At 69.9% G+C, this 20,758-nt stretch carries 20 protein-coding genes and 1 pseudogene; 16 read left to right on the top strand and 5 right to left on the bottom strand.

The features are described 5' to 3' along the window. Window positions 1-79 precede the first annotated feature (79 nt). From ACQZ2A_RS16635 to ACQZ2A_RS16645, 3 genes are read right to left on the bottom strand one after another with little or no spacing between them, the layout of a single operon-like run. Complete coding sequence (locus tag ACQZ2A_RS16635; RefSeq protein ID WP_430213393.1) at window positions 80-274, bottom strand: hypothetical protein; 195 nt, start codon at window positions 272-274, stop codon at window positions 80-82. 56 nt (window positions 275-330) lie between these two features. Further along, the gene (locus ACQZ2A_RS16640; protein WP_430213395.1) at window positions 331-930 is read right to left on the bottom strand and encodes a hypothetical protein; all 600 of its coding nucleotides are present in this window, start codon (window positions 928-930) and stop codon (window positions 331-333) included. Window positions 931-967: 37 nt separating this feature from the next. Beyond that, window positions 968-1,780, bottom strand: coding sequence for a mechanosensitive ion channel family protein (locus tag ACQZ2A_RS16645; RefSeq protein WP_430213397.1), 813 nt, complete (start codon window positions 1,778-1,780; stop codon window positions 968-970). Between the two features lie 234 nt (window positions 1,781-2,014). On the opposite strand from ACQZ2A_RS16645, the gene ACQZ2A_RS16650 reads away from it, so the two are divergent. From ACQZ2A_RS16650 to ACQZ2A_RS16715, 14 genes and pseudogenes are all read left to right on the top strand, one after another. After that, complete coding sequence (locus ACQZ2A_RS16650) at window positions 2,015-2,743, top strand: TetR/AcrR family transcriptional regulator (protein WP_430213399.1); 729 nt, start codon at window positions 2,015-2,017, stop codon at window positions 2,741-2,743. Window positions 2,744-3,064: 321 nt separating this feature from the next. Further along, window positions 3,065-3,610, top strand: a pseudogene (locus tag ACQZ2A_RS16655) (DUF6328 family protein). A gap of 436 nt (window positions 3,611-4,046) precedes the next feature. Next, on the top strand, window positions 4,047-4,802 hold the full coding sequence (locus tag ACQZ2A_RS16660; RefSeq protein WP_430213401.1) for a GAF and ANTAR domain-containing protein: 756 nt from the start codon (window positions 4,047-4,049) through the stop codon (window positions 4,800-4,802). 178 nt (window positions 4,803-4,980) lie between these two features. Next, window positions 4,981-5,889 (top strand): ANTAR domain-containing protein, encoded by a 909-nt coding sequence (locus ACQZ2A_RS16665; protein WP_430213403.1) that lies wholly within the window; start codon window positions 4,981-4,983, stop codon window positions 5,887-5,889. Between the two features lie 153 nt (window positions 5,890-6,042). Beyond that, window positions 6,043-6,426, top strand: coding sequence for a YdeI/OmpD-associated family protein (locus tag ACQZ2A_RS16670; protein ID WP_430213504.1), 384 nt, complete (start codon window positions 6,043-6,045; stop codon window positions 6,424-6,426). A 106-nt stretch (window positions 6,427-6,532) separates the two neighbouring features. Continuing rightward, on the top strand, window positions 6,533-7,621 hold the full coding sequence (gene cobT / locus ACQZ2A_RS16675) for a nicotinate-nucleotide--dimethylbenzimidazole phosphoribosyltransferase (protein ID WP_430213404.1): 1,089 nt from the start codon (window positions 6,533-6,535) through the stop codon (window positions 7,619-7,621). Further along, window positions 7,618-8,370 (top strand): adenosylcobinamide-GDP ribazoletransferase, encoded by a 753-nt coding sequence (gene cobS / locus ACQZ2A_RS16680; protein ID WP_430213406.1) that lies wholly within the window; start codon window positions 7,618-7,620, stop codon window positions 8,368-8,370. Before cobT ends, cobS begins: the two co-directional genes overlap by 4 nt. Continuing rightward, window positions 8,370-8,924, top strand: a complete 555-nt coding sequence (locus ACQZ2A_RS16685; protein WP_430213505.1) for a histidine phosphatase family protein — start codon at window positions 8,370-8,372, stop codon at window positions 8,922-8,924. The genes cobS and ACQZ2A_RS16685 overlap by 1 nt, the downstream gene beginning before the upstream one ends. A 229-nt stretch (window positions 8,925-9,153) precedes the next feature. Beyond that, on the top strand, window positions 9,154-9,612 hold the full coding sequence (locus tag ACQZ2A_RS16690; protein ID WP_430213407.1) for a hypothetical protein: 459 nt from the start codon (window positions 9,154-9,156) through the stop codon (window positions 9,610-9,612). Beyond that, window positions 9,609-10,838 carry an Nramp family divalent metal transporter gene (locus tag ACQZ2A_RS16695; RefSeq protein WP_430213408.1) on the top strand — a complete coding sequence of 410 codons (1,230 nt, stop codon included), beginning with the start codon at window positions 9,609-9,611 and terminating at the stop codon, window positions 10,836-10,838. The genes ACQZ2A_RS16690 and ACQZ2A_RS16695 overlap by 4 nt, the downstream gene beginning before the upstream one ends. Then, a complete protein-coding gene (locus ACQZ2A_RS16700; RefSeq protein WP_430213410.1) occupies window positions 10,835-11,632 on the top strand; it encodes a hypothetical protein in 798 nt (265 codons plus the stop codon). The genes ACQZ2A_RS16695 and ACQZ2A_RS16700 overlap by 4 nt, the downstream gene beginning before the upstream one ends. A gap of 624 nt (window positions 11,633-12,256) precedes the next feature. Next, a complete protein-coding gene (locus ACQZ2A_RS16705; protein WP_430213411.1) occupies window positions 12,257-12,685 on the top strand; it encodes a hypothetical protein in 429 nt (142 codons plus the stop codon). Window positions 12,686-12,950: 265 nt separating this feature from the next. Next, window positions 12,951-13,496: a phospholipase D family protein gene (locus ACQZ2A_RS16710; RefSeq protein WP_430213413.1), complete on the top strand. Its 546-nt coding sequence runs from the start codon at window positions 12,951-12,953 to the stop codon at window positions 13,494-13,496. Between the two features lie 320 nt (window positions 13,497-13,816). Next, the gene (locus ACQZ2A_RS16715) at window positions 13,817-14,680 is read left to right on the top strand and encodes a phospholipase D-like domain-containing protein (RefSeq protein ID WP_430213415.1); all 864 of its coding nucleotides are present in this window, start codon (window positions 13,817-13,819) and stop codon (window positions 14,678-14,680) included. Between the two features lie 1,196 nt (window positions 14,681-15,876). Here the strand turns inward: ACQZ2A_RS16715 and ACQZ2A_RS16720 are convergent. Both ACQZ2A_RS16720 and ACQZ2A_RS16725 read right to left on the bottom strand, forming a co-directional pair. Next, window positions 15,877-16,995 carry a tyrosine-type recombinase/integrase gene (locus ACQZ2A_RS16720; protein WP_430213417.1) on the bottom strand — a complete coding sequence of 373 codons (1,119 nt, stop codon included), beginning with the start codon at window positions 16,993-16,995 and terminating at the stop codon, window positions 15,877-15,879. Window positions 16,996-17,365: 370 nt separating this feature from the next. Beyond that, the gene (locus ACQZ2A_RS16725) at window positions 17,366-18,586 is read right to left on the bottom strand and encodes an LGFP repeat-containing protein (RefSeq protein ID WP_430213419.1); all 1,221 of its coding nucleotides are present in this window, start codon (window positions 18,584-18,586) and stop codon (window positions 17,366-17,368) included. 213 nt (window positions 18,587-18,799) lie between these two features. Between ACQZ2A_RS16725 and ACQZ2A_RS16730 the strand changes: the two genes are divergently transcribed. Both ACQZ2A_RS16730 and ACQZ2A_RS16735 read left to right on the top strand, forming a co-directional pair. Next, window positions 18,800-19,465: a response regulator transcription factor gene (locus tag ACQZ2A_RS16730; RefSeq protein WP_430213421.1), complete on the top strand. Its 666-nt coding sequence runs from the start codon at window positions 18,800-18,802 to the stop codon at window positions 19,463-19,465. After that, entirely contained in the window at window positions 19,462-20,751 is a 1,290-nt protein-coding gene (locus ACQZ2A_RS16735) for a sensor histidine kinase (protein WP_430213423.1), read from the top strand. Before ACQZ2A_RS16730 ends, ACQZ2A_RS16735 begins: the two co-directional genes overlap by 4 nt. Window positions 20,752-20,758 lie beyond the last annotated feature (7 nt).

Raw genomic sequence — 20,758 nt, forward strand, 5'->3', positions numbered from 1 at the left:
CCCCCCCCCCCCCCCCCCCCGCCCCCCCCACACACCCCCCCCCCCCCGCCCCCCCCCCCCCCCCCCCCACCCCAGGAATTCAGAGGCCGATCTTGTCGCCGAGCCCGCCGGCGGCTCCGCCGAGGTCGCCGGGGTCGACGCCGAAGCGGGCGAGCAGGTCGGAGTGCTGGTCGGTGTCGACCTGGTCCGGCAGGTCGTCCTGCGCCTGCTGCGCCTGGTCGTGGTCGCCGCGGTTCTTGAGGGCGTCGATGATCTGCTGCTTGTCGAGCTGCATGTGATCTCCTTCGTTGGGTGTCGATCGGCCGGACCGGGTCGGCCCGGACGGGTGGGTCAGTCGCCGAGCCCGGCTCGGTCGACCTTGCGGTGGAAGCGCATCCCGGCCAGTCCGCCGAGGACGGCGCCGACCAGGCTGACGACGACCACACCGAGGAGCGCGAGGAGCCCTGCGGTGCCGATGTCGCCCTCGCCGACGGGGAGCCGCGGGAAGCTGTTGAGCTTGCCGAGGACGTTGTACTGGTCGCCCGCGACGGCGCCGACCGCGGCGAGGACCAGGGCGATGACGATCGACCACAGCCAGACCGCGACACCCTGCTTGGCGCCGTTGAAGCGGGACATGCGACCGGCGACGTACCCGCCGCAGTAGTAGGCGACGAACAGCACAACGAGCAGGGCGATCCCGCCGACGAGGCCGATGGTGCCGGGGTCGCTGGTGGCCTGGTCGGTCGCTGTGCTCACGTCGGTGTCGGTGGCGACGCCCACGGCTGCGCCGGCGGCGGCGACCAGCGCCGTAAGCAGGACGGCGGTGCCGGTGGCGGTCAACCACCCGAAGAAGGCGGCGCCGAACTTGATCCCTCCGAACTGTTCCTTCTCGGCGCGCACGACGTCGTGCCGCTTCGCGGTGGTGTCGTGGATGGTGTCTCGATTTTCCATGGCGGGTCCTTCCGAAGGTGATGGGCCGGTGGGCCCGTCACGGGCGGTGCGGGGCAGAGGCGGGGTCCGGGCTGGCGGTCCCCTGCCCGGCGGAGCCGGTGATCGGACGACGTGCACGCTGAGTGCCGACGCGCGCCTGCTGGGCTGCGTCCTGGGCCTGCTCCTTGACGCTCGGGGCGCCGGCGGCGTGCGCCCGCATCCGGGGCGCCTCCTCCTCGGCCTTGCTCAGGTAGTCCTCCCAGCGCGACTGCATCGGCTTGACCAGACCGCCACCCACGCCGACGACGAGGATCCCGGCGATGGTGGCGAGGACGGCGATGAGGACGGGGGTGGTCACCGTGGTGGCGATGCCGACCTGGTTGAGCGCGGCGATGATGCCGAGCCCGAGGATGAAGACTCCGGCGATGGTGGCGAGGGTCTTGCCGTACGACAGGCCGCCGATGGTGTTCTGGATCAGGCCCTTGACGGCAGCCGCGACCGCCGCGGCGACCACGATGATGACGATCGCGACAAAGGCCTTGGGGAGGAAGGCGATGATCGCGGTCAACAGCTCGCTGATCGGGTTGGGGCCGAAAGCGCTGAAGGCCAGCTGCAGGGTGAAGAGCAAGACCGCGTAGTAGACGAGCTTGGCCAGGATGTCCGAGGGGTCGTACTTCGATGACTCCAGGACCCGGCCGACGCCGCCGCGCTCGATGGCTCGGTCGAAGCCCACCCGGCCGAGGATGGTGGCCACGGCCTTGGACAGCACCTTGGCGACGATGAACCCGATGACGAGGATGACGAGGAACAGCAAGAGTCGAGGGACGAAGGTGGCTACAGCCGCCAGCGCGTCGGACAGTGCGTCGGTCATGGTTTCCCTTTCGAGGTCGTCCCACTCGCCGAGAGGCGCGTGGGTTCGGCGCCGGTCGGCGCGACCCCGACGCTCTACCCCTCGCGTTTACGTTGTAAACCACGCCTTCGTGCAGGGCTATGGCCCGCATGCACGCGTCGGGCGCCGACCTTCCGGGTAGTGGCACGATGGTCGTACCGAGAGGGTCCGGGTAGTGGCACGGTGGTCGTACACAGAGGGTCGAAGGGAGAAGCGGTGAGTGACCATGAGCGCGACACCTTGGAAGAGCGGGCTTTCGCGCGAGGCGCCCTAGGCCGCGAAGAAATCATCGAGGAGGCCATCTCGATGATCGATGACCACGGACTCGGGGCGCTGACCATGCGTTCGCTCGGGGGGCGCCTGGGCGTTGAGGCGATGGCCCTTTACCGCTACGTCAACGGGCGCGAGGACCTTCTCGAAGGCGTGGTCGACACGCTCGTCGACCGCATCGCCGTCGACCCCGGCCGGGTCCTCGAGCCGGCCGATGGGTGGCAGGCCTTCCTGCAGTGGATGGCCCATTCGGTGCGAGCCGTCGCCACGGCACATCCGGCCGTGTTCCCACTCGTGGCCACCCGGCACCCGGCAGCGCCATGGCTGCGCCCGCCGCTGCGCAGCCTGCGGGTGGTCGATCAGTTCCTCGAGGGCCTCACCCGCCGGGGGTTCACCGACGCGCAAGCTGTCGAGACCTACCGCATCTTCACCAGCTTTCTGCTCGGCCACCTCCTGCTCGAGGTCTCCACCCTCGGCGCGACCACCTCACCCGTGGAGGAGCCACTGGACGAGGGCGGTGCCGACATCCGACCACCCGGTGACGGCCCCTCCGTCGAGGACTACCCCTCCATCATGCGCACTGCCGCGCTGCTGTCGGAGGACCACACCGACGAAGAGTTCGAGCGTGCTCTCGAGGCACTGCTCGATCGTCTCGACCTTCTGCTTTCGCAGTGACGACGTCACAGTGCACCACTACTCCTCGAGATCCCGTCGCTTGACCGGCCCGTGCATGACTCGGCGACTTGGCAGAGCACGATCGGCTTCAACGCTTTCCCTCCACGCGCAATCCTCCAGTCATGGGGGGGTAGAACGACGTTGTCCATCGTCAGCACCTGAGGAGCACCAGTGCCTAGGCCGCGACCAGGCCAGGCGATGGCACCGCGACCGACTACGGTGGCCGGACGAAAACAGGGGCTCTCGCGGCCACGGCATCTCCGACCATGCGCCGGCGCTCAAGAGCCAGCTCGCCAACGACCACGAGGACCGCAATAGCCCATGTCCACAAGCGACGGATGCCGCGGCAAAGCAGACAAGAGCGCCGACGACGCACCACCCTCGCAAGGGACCTTGACTCGAAACTGGGACGAGCTCCTCCAAGAGATCCGGGTCACCCAGACCGGTGTCCAGATCCTCACCGGGCTCCTCCTCACGGTGCCGTTCTCATCTCGGTTCGACGGCTTGACCGGTTTCCAGAGAGGTCTCTACCTCGCGGTGCTCTTCGGGTCGGTCCTGTGCACCGGGCTCGTTGTGGCGCCGGTCGCGTTCCACCGAGTGCTTTTCCGCCGACGACGTCGGGAGCTACTTGTGTAGTCGGGGAACCGACTTGCGATTGCCGGGCTTGCGACGTTGAGCTTGACGGTATCTGGGGTCGTCACTCTCGTCGTCGACGTCGTCGTCGGAGCGACCGAGTCGTTCATCGCGGGCGGCGTGGCACTCATTGTCCTCACGGGCCTCTGGGCGGCGCTTCCTCGGCTGGTCGATCGCTTTGACAACAGTCCACCCAACCCACCGCCGGGGGCGGACACAGAACCCGATCGGTAGAGACGCCACGTGACCCCGACGCACGACAGCGCACGGACGGGGCCAAGTTGATGCGGCGCCTCGGCACCATCCGCCAGGAGGCGGGACCTTGTCACCGGGCCGGTGCGCCTAGAGGTGCGCAAAGTCGCACCCTGACCCCTCACGCGGCCGTGGTCGGCTACTGCGCCTCAGCCCGTTCGGCCAGACCTTCGCAGCGGAGCCTCGCAAACTCCTGCAACCTTGGAGCCAGAACAGCCCCGGACGTCGACGACGTCCTGCAGCATGCCCTCGCCTCCTAGGGCTGGACGACGCGCACTCAGACTGCCGACGGCGCCCTCAGCTGGCTCTCGTTCCGTGGTCCGAGCACGTTGGGCGGTCCCTACTGTCGTGCCGTAATGTCGGAGCTGATCTGGAGGTCGCAACAACGGCCAGGACCAGGTGTACGTCAGGATGATTCATGTTCGACCCCACCAGAGACACCGCGCCCGCGCCCGATCCCTGGTCACCGCTCCTCGGCCAGCTCCGGGAGCGCCTCGCCCACGACGGTCGCCTGCAACCGGAGCGGCTAGTGGCCTTGGCTGCGGAGGTCCTCCCACACAGCCACCACGCCGGGATCACCCTCATCCGACGGGACCGAGGTCCGAGGACGATCGCCGCCACCGACGAGCTGCCGAGAGCCGTCGATACGCTGCAGTACTCGGTGGGCGAGGGGCCCTGCCTCGACGCCGCCACCGGGCACGATGTCGTCCGTAGCCCGCATCTGGTCGCGGACGCCAGATGGCCGACGTTCGTCACGCGCTGCGCCAAGGAACAGGGAGTGGCCAGCATGCTTGCCGTCCGCCTCGACCTTTCCGGCGGGGACCGGGGGGCGCTCAACTTCTATGCACCCTCGCCCGGCGCGTTCGACGACCTCGATGTCGGCGTCAGCTCAATACTCGCGCCGTACGTAGCCCTATCCCTAGAGCAGACACTCCGTGCTGGCGATGTCGCCAATCTCGAGCGCGCGCTCGACAGCAGCCGTCTCATTGGCATAGCGGTCGGCATCCTCATGGCTCGCCATCAGGTCGACCGGCACACCGGCTTCGAACTCCTGCGGACAGCGAGTCAGCACCTCAACGTCAAGCTGCGCGACCTTGCCGCCGACGTGGCGGACACCGGCGAGCTACCGACCATCTCGCCGCGTTCACCCGGCACCGCCGCCCGCGCGACCTGATGGTGGACTCAGCACCCCGACCCGCCACAGGCGGCCTGATGGTGACATCGAGGGCCGACCGTCCCCGCTTCACCCATCCCGTCGGTGCCCTGTCGATCCTGCACGGACCACGAACCAGAAGAACGGCTCACACCTGAACTGCCGACTCTGCCATCCTCGGGTAGGGAGGTGATTGCCGGTGAGCGCCCCAGACGCCACGACTGGACGGTCGGCCGGGGGTCCTGTCACGTGGGACCCCGGCGCCGACCGGCTGCGCTGGGCCGACCAAGCCGGCCGTGGCCCCTGGGACTCTCTACAGGCGTTGGCATCCGACGGCGGCACACCTGGTGCGAGGCTGCTCGAGCGGTTGCAGCAATCGTGCGGCGCTGCCCGCGCCGCCGGCGGTCTCATCGACCTGGCGTGGCCAGCTCTTGGCGGGCGTCGCTTCAGCACGGCGGTTCTGCTCGACGGAGCGTCGGCCGGAGCCGACGTGCTGCCCGGTTGGGTGGTACCGCTCCGCCCTAGCACCGCCGACGCGCTGGCCCGCCGGGCCGTCCTCGACCAGGCCAAGGGCGTCCTCATGGCACGTTACGGCCTGGACGCCGACGAGGCCTTCGACGAGCTCTCACGCCTGTCGCAGAACCAGAACCGCAAGGCGGTCGAGGTAGCCGCGGACATCGTGACGGACGCGCGAGGACCTCAAGCAGACCCGGACCAACCGTTCCTCGTCCACCGGGTCATCGACATGATGCTGACACCTGCGCTTTTGCTGGCGGCCGTGCGCGACCCCGACGGCCGCATGATCGACCTCCTGGTCGAGCACGCGAATCCCGCGGCCGTCGACCTGGATGGTCGGCGCACCGCCACCATGACGGGGCGGCGCCTCCTCGGGCTCTACCCCGGCTTGCTCGAGAGCGGGGTATGGGATGTCTACGCAACCGCACTCTCCACTCAGCAGCCCTACCTCGGACCGAGGACACCGTATGTCGAGACCACGACAGCTGGCCGCGTGCAGGGTCTCGTCGAGCTGGCGGCTCACCCGTTGAGCCGTGACCGGCTGCTCGTGACATGGCACAACGACCCGAACCCGGGGTCGGTTGACCGATGACCGGTCACCCTGTCCGTCATCGTGGTGGATCTGATCCGCTCCCCCAGCAATCCGAGCGCCGGGCTGCCCATGACTGACCCAGATCGGTGGTTCGAATTCGATTCTGTGCTCGAGGTGCTGCCGTGGGGGCGCAACAACTACACGGTCCTGAGGATGGATGACGACCTCGCCCTTGCGGCACGACATGCCCGTACCCGTCGAGTGCACGGCGCCCTCGAGGGTGTCGCAGTAAACGTCGGCGTGAACCGAGCGGACGTCATCCCCCACAGCTTCGTGTATGTCGGGCGAGCCCTCCTCCGCCGCCTCGACGCCAGGCCTGGTGACTTGGTCAGTTGCCGCCTCCGCCCCGTCGATCCCGACGAAGTACCGATCCCGGACGACGTCCGAGAGGCCTTGATCGCTGCAGACGTGCTCGCCGGGTTCGAGTCCCTCTCCCCTCCCCGGCGACGGCAGCTCCTGCGCCCGGTCCTCGATGCATCCAGCCCTCGGACCCGACTGTCCCGTATCGAGGCCCTCATTCGAAGCCCGCGATCCTGATGACGCGGCCGGGCTTGGCCGCACCTCGCGCAGGAACAACCCGCAGTGGGCTGCGCACGACCTGGCCCCTGACAGGCACGAGACGGGTGACACTACGGTGACCTCCATGACGCGGACGCCTTCCGGTGCGCACTCTCTGACGCGGGACCCAACCGACCACTCCCGGCTGTCGCATCGACTCCGGGCCCTGGTGGACGGCAAGACGAAACCGCTCGGGTCGCTGGGCCGACTTGAGGACCTCGCCGTCCAGCTCGGCACCCTCCAAGGCACGACCACCCCCAGCGCCGCGCGCTGTCTGCACACCATCATCGCCGCTGACCACGGCATCGCGGCCGAGGGCGTCTCGGCGTACCCCGCCGGGGTGACCCGCCTCATGCTGGCCACCTTCCTCGACGGACGGGCCGCAGCCAGTGTCTTTGCCCGCGTGGTGGGAGCCGAGGTGCGGGTCGTCGACGCAGGTGTATCCGGTCCGCCACTCGACCACCCGAGGCTCGTCTCACGCCGCATTGGCTCGGGCACCGCCAACAGCGTGACCGGCCCGGCGATGACGCCCGACCAGTGCCGAGCCGCCCTCGATGCCGGACTGACCCTCGGCGCAGAAGCAGATACCGACATCGCGTCGTTCGGGGAGATGGGCATCGCCAACACCTCCGCCGCCAGCCTGGTCTGCGCGACGGTGCTGGGCCTGCCAGTGGCGTCGCTCGTCGGCCGGGGCACGGGCATCGACGACGACTCCCTCGCCCGAAAGCGTGCGGTCCTCGAGCGCGTCGTGGCCCGCGTCGCCCGCGCTGCGGACATCACCGCCCGGACTTCGACCGGCGGAGTGCAGCTGCCCGCCGAGCAGGCACTCACCGAGGTCGGAGGGTTTGAGATCGCCATGATGGCCGGCGCCATGCTCGGCGCCGCCCGGAGCAACCGACTCGTGCTGGTCGACGGGTTCGTCGCCGGGGCCGCGGCGGTCGCGGCGCTCGACATCGACCCCTCCCTCCGCTCCGCCTTCGTCTTCGCGCATCGATCCGCCGAAGCCGGACACGCTGCCGTGCTCGAGGCCCTTGGAGCCGATCCGCTCCTCGACCTCGGGCTGCGGCTCGGCGAAGGAACCGGAGCGCTGCTGGCCGTGCCTCTGCTGCAGTCGGCAGCGGCCATGCTGACGGGCATGGCCGACCTCGAGGACCTAGGGATCGAGCCCGGGTGAGGGAGTGGGACGTCATCCGTCTCGCGGTCCAGTTCCTCACCCGCGTGCCCGTCGGCCGGCCTGCGTGGAGCGAGGCGGCACAGGCCGCCACCATCCGCTGGTTCGCATGCGTCGGGCTGCTGATCGGCGGTGTTGGCGCCGGGGTGCTCTGGCTCGCCTCCTTGGTGCTGCCGCCGCTCGTTTCCGCGGCGGCCTCGACCGGCGCCGTGCTGCTGCTGACCGGGGCCTTTCACGAGGATGGCCTGGCCGACGCCGCAGACGGGCTGGGTGGCGGTAGCACCCGTCAGCGAACACTGGAGATCATGCGCGACAGCCGAATCGGCACCTACGGTGCCGTCGCGCTCGTTCTCGTCCTCCTGACCAAGGTCCTAACGCTCGGGTCGATGACCGCGGGCGCCGCCGCCGTGGCCCTCGTGGCCGGCCATACCATGAGCCGCGCATCGGTCGTCCTGGCCGTGGAGACCTCGCGCTACTTGCGTGACCATGGCACCGGCAAACCCGTGGCGCAGGGAGCCGGAGGGCTGGGCGTAACGCTGAACCTCGCGTGTGCCGCCGCGGGTCTGGTGGTGCTCGGTGCCGTCGCCGGATGGGACGCAGCTCTCGTCGGGTCCGCCGGTGCAACCGTGGGGCACCTGGGCATGCGCTGCCTATACGAGCGCCGGCTCGGCGGGTACACCGGCGACTGCCTGGGCGCGGTGCAACAGTGCAGTGAGCTGGGCGTTCTGCTTGGGGTCTTGGCGTGCCTGTGATGCTCGTGCGACACCCGCAACCCGAGGGGGCTGCGGGTCGGTGCTACGGCCGAACCGACCTCGCGGTCGACCCGGGCCGGGCAGCCTCGGCCGTCGCGGCGCTGCGGGACCGGCTCACTGCCGGCACCGGAGAGTCACCCAGCCACCGCACCGTGCGGGTCGTCAGCAGCCCGCTGCGTCGCGCCCGCGTCGTCGCCCAGCTGCTGGCCGACGACCTTCGGCTCCCTATCGTCGTCGACCCTCGGTTTGCCGAGATCGACTTCGGGTCCTGGGAAGGACGCTTCTGGAAGGACATCCCCCGCGCGGAGCTCGACCAGTGGGCGGCCGACCTGCTCCGGTACCGCGGTCATGGCGGCGAGAGCGTGAGCGACCTGGCCACTCGGGTGGCGACCGGCCTCGGCTCCTGCCGCCCGGGAGACGTCGTCGTCTCCCACCTCGGTGTCATACGGGCCGCCCTCGCCCACGGCGGACACCCGACCCCTTGGACGACCGTCGTGCCCTTCGGTGGAGTCCTGGGCCTCAGGATGTCCGGGGTCGAGGGCCCGTCGCGGTAACTGCGGCTCAGCCGTCGCCGCTGGACCCCCGGCTGGTTGCATGGGAACCGCACAGGTATGGCCTACAGACCGGACCGAAGTCGCGATCTGCTTGACGTCCTCCGTCGGCTCGCACGCGGCGAGATGTCCTTAAAGGCGGGCGAGCAGTCAGCACCCGCCTTTCCCGGCTGTCGGAATCTGTCCGCTCGCGAGGGCCCGGTCGGACCCTCGGTGGCGATAGACCTTCAGGGTGATGAAGACAGGGCGGCTCCCGAGCCTGAGCGGCATCCCGCTGATGGTCCTGCTTTGCCTGGGTCTCACGTCCTGCTCGTCGATGGACCTCACCACGTACCGGGAAGCCGTTGAGGCCTCGTTGGAGTCCACGCTCAGCGAGGCCCGGACCGCCGAGCTGGCCGGTGGGCTCTGGATGGACGGCCGGGCGACCCACGCCGTGACGTCCGTCGTCGTCTCCGACAGCGAGGAGGGTGTCGGAGCCGAGTCCCAGTGGTTCGCGGGGCAGCAGCCACCGGACGCCCGGTCCGAGGACTTGCGGAAGCGGACGAACGACGCGCTCGACGAGGCCTCGTCCGCCGTCGAGGAGCTCCGCATCGCCGTCGAGCGCTCGGACCGTGACGCGACACGGACCGCGCTCGCCGGGCTGCGCTCGGCCACCGCCATGGTCGAGGCCCTCGCCGAGGAGCTGGGGTGAAGCGGCTCTTCGCCGTGGCGCTCGGCGTCCTGACGGCCATCGGCGGCTTCGTGGACATCGGTGACCTCGTGACCAACGCGACGGTGGGCTCGCGCTTCGGCCTCTCGCTCGCCTGGGTCGTCGCCGTGGGGGTCCTGGGCATCTGCGTTTTCGCGGAGATGAGCGGACGCGTGGCGGCGGTCAGCGGCCGTGCCACCTTCGACCTGATCCGGGAGCGCCTCGGCCCGCGCGTCGGCCTTCTGGCCCTGATGGGGTCGATGGCGGTCACCTTCCTCACCCTGACGGCGGAGATCGGCGGCGTGGCGCTGGCCCTCGAGCTGGCCACGAGCATCCACTACCTCCTGTGGGTCCCGGTCGTGGGGGTCCTCGTATGGGTGGTCCTGTGGCGGGTGCGGTTCTCTGTGCTGGAGAACGCGTTCGGTCTCGCCGGACTGTGCCTGATCGTGTTCGCGGTGACGGTCTGGCGGCTCGGCCCGGACTGGGGGGACCTCGCCGCCGGCGCGCTCCACCCCGCGGTGCCCGGCAGCGAGGAGGGGACGACCTATTGGTACTACGCCGTGGCGCTCTTCGGTGCCGCGATGACACCGTACGAGGTGTTCTTCTTCTCCTCCGGCGGGGTCGAGGAGCACTGGGGCCCGGACAGCCTGCGCACCATGCGCGCGAACGTGTTCATCGGCTTTCCCCTCGGTGGCCTGCTGTCACTGGCGATCGCCGCCGCCGCGGCGGTGGTCCTGCGGCCGCACGGCATCGAGGTCACGAACCTCGGCCAGGTGGCCCTCCCCGTCCTATCGGGCGTCGGCACCCTCGGGCTCGTCCTCGTCCTCGTGGGGATCTTCGCTGCGACCTTCGGCGCCGCGTGCGAGACCGGGCTGTCCGTGGGCTACAGCGTCTCGCAGTACTTCGGGTGGCAGTGGGGGAAGTTCGTCGAGCCGCTGCGGGCGGCGCGCTTCCACACCGTCGTGCTGCTCTCGTGCATCGCCGGCGTCGGCATCCTCCTGACCACCGTCGACCCCGTCCTCGTCACAGAGTACTCAGTCGTGTTCAGTGCCCTCGCACTACCGCTGACCTACTTGCCCATCCTCGTCGTGGCCAACGACCGCACCTACCTCGGGCGGCACGTCAACGGCCGGCTGGCCAACGCGCTCGGCACCGGCTACCTCGTCATCGTGGTCGTGGCGTCGCTGGCCGCGATCCCGCTCATGCTGCTGACGGGGGCGGGCGCATGACCCGCGACCCGGCCCCCGGTAGCCCTCTCGAGGCGGGCTCGCCGCTCTCGCTCGGGCTCCGGCTGCTCGACCACCAGCTGCTCGGCCGGGAGCTCGAGATGCTCGGCAACGTCGACGACGTGGCCCTCGAGGAGCGCGACGGACGGCTCGTCGCCACGGCGGTGCTGCGCGGTCCGGGTGCCTGGTCGCACCGCCAGCCCGGTGCCCTTGGGCGGTGGGGACGAGCGGTGTGGCGCCGGCTCGAGCGAGCCGAGGACCCGCGTCCCCTCGTCCTGCCTCTCGACCACGTGCTGGCCATCGGGTCGGCCGTCCATGTGGACGGCTGGGCCGAGGAGTACCTGGCGGCGAGCGACCACGCCGAGCTCTGGCTGCGCCGCCACCTCGTCGGTCGCATCCCCGGGGCCCGAGGGGGCAAGCACCGCTTCGGCGGCGACCTCGCCCCGCACCCCCGCGACGACACCGCCCTGACGCTGCCGGTGGGCGCCCGTCTGCTCAGTGACCTGCTCGGCGCGGCGGTGGTCCGTGACGACGGCTCGGAGAGCGGCCGGGTCGTCGAGGTGCGGGCGGCCCAGGACTCACCCCGGGAGTCGCGGGTCGGGACGCTGGTCGTCACCTCCGTGGTGCACGGGCCGCGGCGCCTCGGCGGTGGGCTCGGCTACCGTGACGACCAGGCCATGGCGCCGTTCCTGCTCGGCGAGGCACTGCGTCGGTGGCACCGCCACGACACCGAGTCGGCATGGGAGCAAGTGCAGTCGTTGGACTGGGCGACTCGGCGCATCACGCTGTCAGCCTGACGGTCTGTCGACTCGAGGTCGTCCTCGGTGGCCCTCGGCGCGTCCGCTGGTGGGTTGCGAGGTAAGAGGCCAAGGTCGGTCCCCGTTGGCCCCGAACAACTCGACCACGCCGTACACGATCTCCGCGCTTCTCCAGGTGTCGTTAGGCCGGTCACGGAGCCGCCAGCCTGCAGAATCTCGACGCCCCTACGCGTGCCGAAGCAAAGTCGCGATGTCGGGCAACCTCTCGTGGTGGACCACCGGTGCCCGGTCGGTTCAGGATCGAAGGCCACTATGGTTTCGGCGTTGGCCCTTCCAGAGTCGATCCTGGTGAGCACCAGGAATGAGAACAGGCGGGGCTCTGAGGGCGGGAGAGGCAACTGGCCCCACAGGTCGGCGCCGATCGGTAACGGACGAGCACGGCGAAGCGCCGTGAGACTCGACGCTTGGAGGCCGACGGTTGTTGCCGAACGACGAGGCGGTGACGCTGAGCAGCGAAGACCGTGCGGCCCTCACTCTTCGACGTTCCTTCGTCCCAGCGCGCCGACCCCTTCTGGGCGAGCGTGCTCGCACCTTTGGCGACGGACTTCGTGGTGGTTCTTTCGGGGCATGGACAGAGCCCGGCCAGGGCTCGATACTTTCCCGATGGGGATCTGCGACGTCCTCGATGGATGGGACGACGGGCCGAACTCTGGGCAGTTCGAGGACCTGCGCGACTTCGTGAACGACCTGCTGGAGTCTTGGGGGTTCGACGCCCCCAACTGGAGCGATGAGATGCCACCGGGGTACGAGGACGCTGCAGGTGTCTACACCTCGAACGACGACACCGTGCACCTCAACCCCGACATCTTCTTTGGTGACGCTGAGGACGCGATCAACGTGGCCATCCACGAAGGGCTGCACGCAACGGTGGAGCAGCTGGGATGGGAGATGCCCGACTTCCAGGAAGAGTGGGAGGTCGGCAGCGTCGGACTTGGGGTGGGGCAAGACTTGGCCGAGGGTTGCGAGAACCCCACGGAGTCCGGCGCCCCGAGCGACATGCCGAGCTACCCGTGGATGTCCAAGGGAGGTTGAGCGATGCGCACGCTGACATCAAGCGAAACCCTGTGCTGGGAGCGAGCCGAGAAACGGCGCCGAGCCCTCATCCACTACCGCCGACGGCTGATCGCGCTCTTGGCCACGTAAGTCTTTCTCGATGAACTCCTCGCGGACATCCCCACACCTCCCACTCCTCGCCAGATTCGGTTCCGGATCGAGCTGCGCCGTCGGCAGGCGATCGCTGAGGCAGGGTGGCCGGGCATTCCCCCCTTGATCACATTTCTAGACGCGGCCCACCGGCATGCACTCGACGAAGCCGGAATCGCCGGTTGGCGCTGACATGACAAATCACGTATCGGCCGGCGCGGCTCGGGCGGCCCTTGTCAGCGACGCGGCCTATCCCGGGGTGGCACGCGCGCTGATCGACGCGGCCCGCTCCCGCTGCCTGCTCAGCATGTTCATCGTCGAGCTCACCGGCGAGGAAGACGCGGGGACCGAAGACCTCGTGGAGGCACTGTCTGCGGCTTCTTGGCGCGGCGTGCACACGCGCGTTGTGCTCGGCGGCTCACGCGAGAACTTCCCCATCGCCCAAGCAGCGGTCTCCGCCCGGGCCATTCTCATAGCGGCAAACGTGCCCGCGCGGTGGCTCACCGCCTCACCCACCACCGGCAGCCACGCGAAGTTCCTCATCACCGACGACATCGCGCTCCTGGGATCACACAACTGGACCCCGGGTGCCTTCTCCGGAACCCAGATGCAGGACAGCGTCGCCATCGACTCCCCTGCGCTTGCCGGTGTCCTGCACGAGAAGTTCGAGGACCAGTGGCATCGGGCCGGGGGGCTGTGATGGCCTCGACATGGGACTGGGCCGAGCTGGCAACGAGCCGACTCGCGGCTGCGCTGTACCAAGCGGGCGGGCAGCCGGCCCCCTCGACTCTCGATCCCGCTCGACGTGCGCTCGGTGCTGTCTTTCGTTCCGCCGGAGGCGTGCCGGTCTCACGCACAGAACCAGATCTGAGCGTCGTGGCCGAACACCTACTACGCGACGCCTGCACGGCCTACCTACACGCCCACAACCAGCCGGCCACGCGCCTGCCGTCCGGCGTTAGCCGGACCCCGAGCCCAACCCGCAGTATCGAGCACGCGACCTCGTCTCCGATCACCTACGTGAACTGGGCAAGCGCTGGCGAACTGGCACAACTTCCCATCATCGGGGCGGTTCTCTCAGAACGCATAGTGCGTGAACGGCGCACCGGCGGACCGTACGCCGATGCGGACGATCTCGCCGCACGAGTGGACGGCCTCGGATCGAGAGATGCCGCCCGCCTTCTTGGAGTTCTGGCGTTCGACACGACCAACCCGTGTCCAGTCCCCCGTTCAGCAGGTGCTACCGAAGCCCTTCTGGCGGTCCGAGACCGCGCTGTCGCGACGACCGGCGGCGACGCGATCCTCGGAGCACTGGAAGCGCTGGCCACTTGGTGCGCCGGTCACCCGAGCCCCGCTCATTCGTCACGCAGCCACACTCGCGTTACCCCACGCCAAGCCCTCGACGCTCTGCAGTGGAAGCCCAGCGACGTATCGGTCCTGTCCGACGGTCAGTACCCCCTCTCGCTGACCAATCTTCTGGATTCTGCGTCGCAGGCCATCGACGTCTGCATGTTCCATATCGCTGCCGGGCAGCGCACTCAAACACTCATGGACGCCCTCACCAGCGCCGTCAACCGTGGCGTCGAGGTTCGCGTCCTGCTCGACCGCGACCGACCGAAGGACCCGTACAACTCCAATGTGGTCAACATCCGCGCTCGCCGGCTGCTACAGGCCGGGGGTGTCCGCGTGCGCCAAGACCCTGCCCACCGACTACTGCACTCCAAGTTTGTGATCGTGGACCTCGACAGGGTCGTCCTCGGATCCCACAACTGGTCCAGTGGGTCCTTCGCCGGCTTCGACGACGTCTCGGTCATCCTCCAAAGCGCCGAGATCACGAGTCAGCTCGTCAGCCGCTTCGACGACGGATGGGAAGCCGCCGAGTAACGCCGCTACATCCGTCCGTGACACCCCGTTTGCAAGCGGCGCCGCTTGCGCACGCGACCCGTACAGGAACTGCTCGCGTTGGGTCTCGCTCCTCCCTCTTTGCTCCGGCGCTACCAGCTCGAAGGCAGCCCGCGAGCCCGGGTTGAGTCGCGAAGGACCCTCTGACGAGTCCGTTCACCTCAGATCGTGAACCGCTGTCGGGGACGGTCGCGACGGAGCGGGCCACATGGAAAGCGCACAACTTTTCCGCTGGGGTCGCGGCGAGCCCGAAGCGACACCCAGCGATCGGGGGCTAGTTCGGTCGGGCCATGGTCGATGACGGCAACAGGTCTCACACTGAGTTCGGGACGTCCGAGTAGGAAGGCGAACCTCATGTGGTTGCTATTTCTCGTTGTCACGTTGGCCGTGATTGCGCTCGCGGCCTTCGGGTTGGACCGCGCTCGCGGGTCGCAGGGGGCCGCTCGACAAGAGGATCTGCCGGGCACCAAGGCGGGCCGACCACGCCACATCGACACCGGCGACGGCTTCAATGGCATGTAGCCAGGATCTGCCGACTGGCTCACGCTCCGTCGACAACCGCTGCTGGTGGACCACGCTGCTCTGAGCAAGCCCCGCCCTCCCATCGAGTGGGCCCAGGCTCGCGAGGTCCGCGCAGTTGTCAGCGCGCGTGCGTCCTTGGGTCTTGCGGATCGCTAGCTACTCGGTGACTTGAAGCGAACGACCGGTTGCAGGGAAGTCGCCTGTCACTCAGGCATGGGGTTGGTTGGCTGCTGATAACCCTCCGCGGAGCGTTAGCCACAATGTCAGTCCTCAACGATGCGCCATTAGATGTCCACACGATGCCCAAGTCCCCTCAGACCGGTCGTGCCGCGTCGCGATGTCGCGACCACGTGCGCTTCGTTGAGCGCTCGCAACGAAGCGGGCGCCGCTGTCAGAAGGCGAGCCAGGACCGAAGGCCCGAGAGGTTCAGGCCTGCTCGCCGTCGGACTAGGTGACGATGTCCAGCACTGAGACGGGTTCGGCGCGCCTGCGGGATCTGTGGGTTCAACGGACACGCTGTGCGTTGCACATCGCTGGCTAGCCTGCCTTCGACAAGAGCCGTCCAACACCCTTGACCCTCACAAGAGCCTGAGGCAGACCGCGCGCTCGTTCAACGACTAGCGCGTGGCATCGAAGGCCTCTCGGTGGCGAGGCCGTCACCTGCCTTCGGCGAGGCGAGAGAGAGCCGCCGCGATCTCGGCATCCCGCCCTCGCGCTGCATGCTGGTAGCGCAGAGCGGCCTGGGGGGTGGAATGGCCAATCCTCGCCATCAACTCAGCCAAGGTGGCGCCCGTTTGGGCCGCCAGCACGGCTCCGGTGTGCCGTAGGTCGTGGATTCGCAGATCTGGACGGCCCGCCGCCAGACGTGCGCGATACCAATGTCTGTACAGCGTGTTCGCGTGTACCTGGATGGACGGGTCACCCACGGAGGGGAACACCAACGCATCCGTTTCAGGCCTCACGAAGCGCTCGAGATGATTTTCGATCACGGGGATCAGGTGAGGCGGGATCGCGACGTCACGGATGCTGGCGAAACTCTTCGGAAGGCCTACTGACACCTGGCCTTCAACGCGCACGACACCGCGGCGCACCCTGAGAACCATCAGCCGAAGGTCGAGGTCTGAGCGTCGCAGCTCCGACATCTCGCCCAGCCGCAATCCACACCAGGCGCCGATCAACACGAGCGCCCTGTACCGCTCAGGCATGTGGTCGACGACGACTCGCAGTTCCTCGAGGGAGGCGGGTTCGACCCTGCGGGTGGAGGCGGATGTCCCCGCTCCACGGATGCGACAGGGATTCGTGGCAATGACCTCGTCGGTCACAGCGGTCGTGAGGATCGCACGCAGGAGACCGTAGGCGTGGGCGCGTTGTGTGGGCTTGCTCGGATCGAGGCCGCTGTGCCAGATCCGCACCGCGGTCGGTGTGATCTCGCGCATCGCCACGTCCCCGAACGCCGGCAGGATGAACCGGTCGAGCTGGCGGCGGTACAGGACGCGCGTTCGCGGCTTGATGTCGCGGTATGCCAGCCACGACTCCGCGTAGGGACCGAAGGCTTGGGAGGCCCTCTGCCTGCGAGCTCGCCGAAACCGTGTGGGGGACCACTCGTCACGCTGGATGAGGCGACGCTCGTCAGCGAGCCAGGCCTCGGCATCCGCGCGCGCCTCGAAGGTCGAGGGAGCTCGATGCGTCGCTTGATCGGGTCCCACGTAGTAGGCCTGATAGCGACGGTTCGAGCGCCGACGGATGCTGCCGAAGTCGCGCTTGGCTCGCGTCATACCTCCTCGCCTCCTGCGGGATTTGGGCATAACTGGGGCATAACTGGAGGCTACTTCCGGCCGTCCGTGTCCTGAAGGAGTTGGAGCGTCTGTGGAAAAGTCCCAGTTCAGGGGACTAAAGGGCACGGGTGGCCCCTTCTGTCCACCCCCGCGTGAGGAATTCAAATCCTGTCACCCCGACAGCAGCGAAGGCCGTCCGACTCCGTCGGACGGCCTTCGCGCTGTCGGGGGACAGGATGCCGGGAGCGGGTCGAGGCACCGAGGGACGAGGTGGCTCGACCCGCGGCGTCCTGTTACCCCGACCCCGGCACGCGAGGCGCCTCTCCCCGACCTCACCGCCGGTGGACGGGGACGTCCTGGAGCGACACGATCAGGGGTTCACGAAGGCATCGAGGGTGTTCTGGGCCACCAGCCGGCGCAGCAGCCCGGCATCGACCGGAGGCCACAGCGGGAGCGGGTTGAGCAGCACCTGCAGGCCGCCCTGCGCGGTGACCTGCAGGTCGATGACGTCGGTGTCGCCGTCGCCGGTCTGCTTGACCCCCGTCCGGAAGTCGGTCAGCCGCACCGCACCGTCGGGCACCTCGGGGGCGGCCGGGTCGGGTCCGCCGCGGAAGAACCTGCCCCGGATGGCGTCCCGGACGCCGCGGACCACCGGGCCCTCGGCGACGCCGCCACCCAGCGCCGCGTTGTTCTCGCCGACGACCTGCACGTCGCGCAGCCGCGCCACGACCGTCTTGGTGCCGGGCTCGACCGTGCTGTCGGCCCACACCAGCCCAAAGGAGAGGGTCAGGAGGATCTTAAAGTCCGTGTCGGCCCACAGGCCGTTGTCGTGGAAGCCGTGCACGGCGTAGGTGACCGCCCTCGGCGTCGACGACCGGAAGTCCCAGGACCAGTCGGACACACCGACGATCTCCGACTGCGGGTGCAGCCCAACGTTGTCCGGCGACGCGCGCACCCCGTCGTCGACGAACCGGCGGACGACCGCCTTGAGGTCCTCCGGGGTGATGTCGGCGTGCACCGCCGGCGCGTGGCCGTCCTTGGTCTGGACGACGGCACCATTCTCGAAGAGCGTCCAGCCGACCGTCGGGTGGTCGCCCGGGGACAGTCCGGTGAGGGTCTTCTGGTCCGCGACGGGGTAGCCCAGCCACCCCCGTTCCCAGCCGAGGCCGGCCCAGGTGTCCCGGACCCCGCCGTGGACGAGGAAGGGACCGGTGCGCGGCGTCCAGTAGATCGAGCCGCCCTGGAAGTGGTTGAACCGACCCACACCGTCGGGCGTGCCGGTCTCGTCGGTGACGGGCAGGCCGAGCAGCCCGGTCGGGCCGCCGAGCACGTCGTACTTCGCGCGGATGTCGCCGTGCACCTCGTGGGCGCCGACGTCGTGGCCCCAGTACAGGTCGGCGCCCGGGAAGCGGCGGCGCCACGCGCCTCCGGCCAGCGCGTCGTCGGCGGCGGGTGGACCGCCGAGCAGCGCGGCGACGGACGGCTCGCCCTGCTTGGCGGCCAGCGCGGCATCGGCCTCGCGGATGTTCTCGATCATCGGGCCGAGCGCGATCGGCGGGCGCTCGTGGAATGTCTGGTCGGGCGGTGGCATGGCTCCTCCTGGGGGGCGATGTGGCGGTTCCACGTCCGAAGAGCCGGCGGGTCCGTCGTTGATACCCGGTCCCCTTCCCGCTCCCGGAGCGACCGAGCGGATGCCGACCGCTGCCCGGGACCCGGGACCGTTCGGCGCCGCGGGCGGACCACCCGTCGTGCCGCCCTCGCGGGGCCCGGGTGCCCGTCGGCGCGGCGCTGCCACACTGCCCGCATGCGGCTGCTCATCGTCGAGGACGACGAACGCCTGGGGAAGCACCTCGGCGCTGCCCTGACGCAGCGCGGGCTGAGCGTCGACGCGGCCGCGACGGTGGCCGCGGCGGACGAGAAGACGTGGGTCAACGACTACGACGTCGTGGTGCTCGACCGGATGCTCCCAGACGGCGACTCGCTGCCCTTCCTGGCCCGGATGCGCGGGCGCGGCGACAGCACCCCGGTCATCCTGCTCACGGCCCGCGCCGACCTCCCCGACCGGGTCGACGGGCTGGACGCCGGCGCCGACGACTACCTCACCAAGCCCTTCGCGCTCCCCGAGCTGCTGGCCCGCATCCGCGCCCTCGCCCGGCGCCCCCGCGCCGCGGCCGCCCCCGTGGTCGCGCTGGCCGACCTCACGCTGGACCCCGCGTCGATGACGGCCGCGCGCGGCGGGCGCGAGCTGGTGCTGACCGCCAAGGAGTTCGCCCTGCTCGAGCACCTCCTGCGCCACGCCGGACGGGTGGTTTCGCGCTCCGAGCTGGTCGAGCACTGCTGGGACGAGCTGGCCGACCCGTCGTCCAACGTCGTCGACGTCCGCATCCGGCTGCTGCGCGGCAAGCTCGGTGACCCGCCGCTCATCCACACCGTGCGCGGGGCCGGGTACGTGGCGCGGGAGGACGCGTGACGGTCGGCGGCACCCGTGGCACGCCGCAGCACCGGGTCCTGCGCGGGCTGCGCCGGCGCCTGCTGGCGACGGTGGTCGTCGTCGTCACCCTGGGGGTGGGGTCGGCCTGCATCGTGCTCGTGACCCGCGACGTCCAGCTCTCGCGGGAGCGCGCCGACAGCGACCTGCTCGGGGTCGCCTCGCGGTCGGCGGCCCTGGTCTACCTCGGGGACGACGAGCTGCCGCGCACCGACGCCGTGTCCGACGACGACGTCGTCGAAGGGTCCGAGCGCATCCTGGTCCTCGCCGGTCCCGCCGGGTCCGGCCCCACGACCGTGCTGTACGACTCGCGCCCCGCGGCGGACGGCCCCACCTCCCTGCGGCCGCTGGAGGCGCTCGTGGACCGGGCCCGGGCGGACACGGCCGAGGTCGGCTCGCTCGCCGACGTCGCCCTCCCCACCGGCACCCGGCGCGTGGCGGCGATGCCCTGGTTCTCGGGTGACGGGGTGGCCGGTGTCGCGCTGGCCGTCGAGGGAGGGGCGCGCCCCCGGACCAGTCCGCTGCTCGTCCCGATCCTCGCCTCGGGCGCCGGTCTGCTCGCCCTGTTCACCGCGCTGGGCTGGCTGCTCACCGACCGGAGCCTGCGCCCGGCCGTGCACGCGGCCGCCGAGCGCGAGCGGTTCCTCGCGACGGCGGCCCACGAGCTCAAGGCCCCGCTGGCCCACGTCCGGGCCGCCGCCGAGGCGCTGGGCACCGGCCAGCCGCCCGGCTCGCCGGCGTGGTCGACCTCTCGCTCTGTGCTGCGCGACGCCGACGGCGCATCGACCGTCGTCGGCAACCTGCTCCTGGCCGCCCGGATCGACAACGCGGAGGTGCCACTCGTCCGACGACCCGTGCGCCTCGACCGGCTCGCCTCCGACCTCGAGCTGCGGCACCCCGGTGTGGTCGCCGTCGTCGACGAGGCGGTGGTCGTCGACGGCGACGAGGCCCTGCTCCGGCACGCCCTCGGCAACCTCGCCGAGAACGCCGTGCTGCACGGCGGCCCCCAGGAGATGGTCCGGATCGAGGTGCGGCGCAACGATGTCCAGGCACTCGTGCGCGTCGTCGACCGTGGCCCCGGCCTCCCCGACGACCTCGACGTGCGCCTCCCCTACGCCGGGTCCGGGCCGGGCACCGGCCTCGGGCTCTCCCTCGTCGAGTGGGTGGCCGACCGGCACGGCGGCCGCCTCGAGCTCGGCCCCGGGGACGACGGGTGCGGGGCCGCGGCCACGCTCGTGCTGCCGCTCCTCGGGGCCGGCGTCGCCTGAGACCGCG

Source organism: Phycicoccus avicenniae (assembly GCF_050496545.1).
Classification (GTDB): domain Bacteria; phylum Actinomycetota; class Actinomycetes; order Actinomycetales; family Dermatophilaceae; genus Phycicoccus; species Phycicoccus avicenniae_A.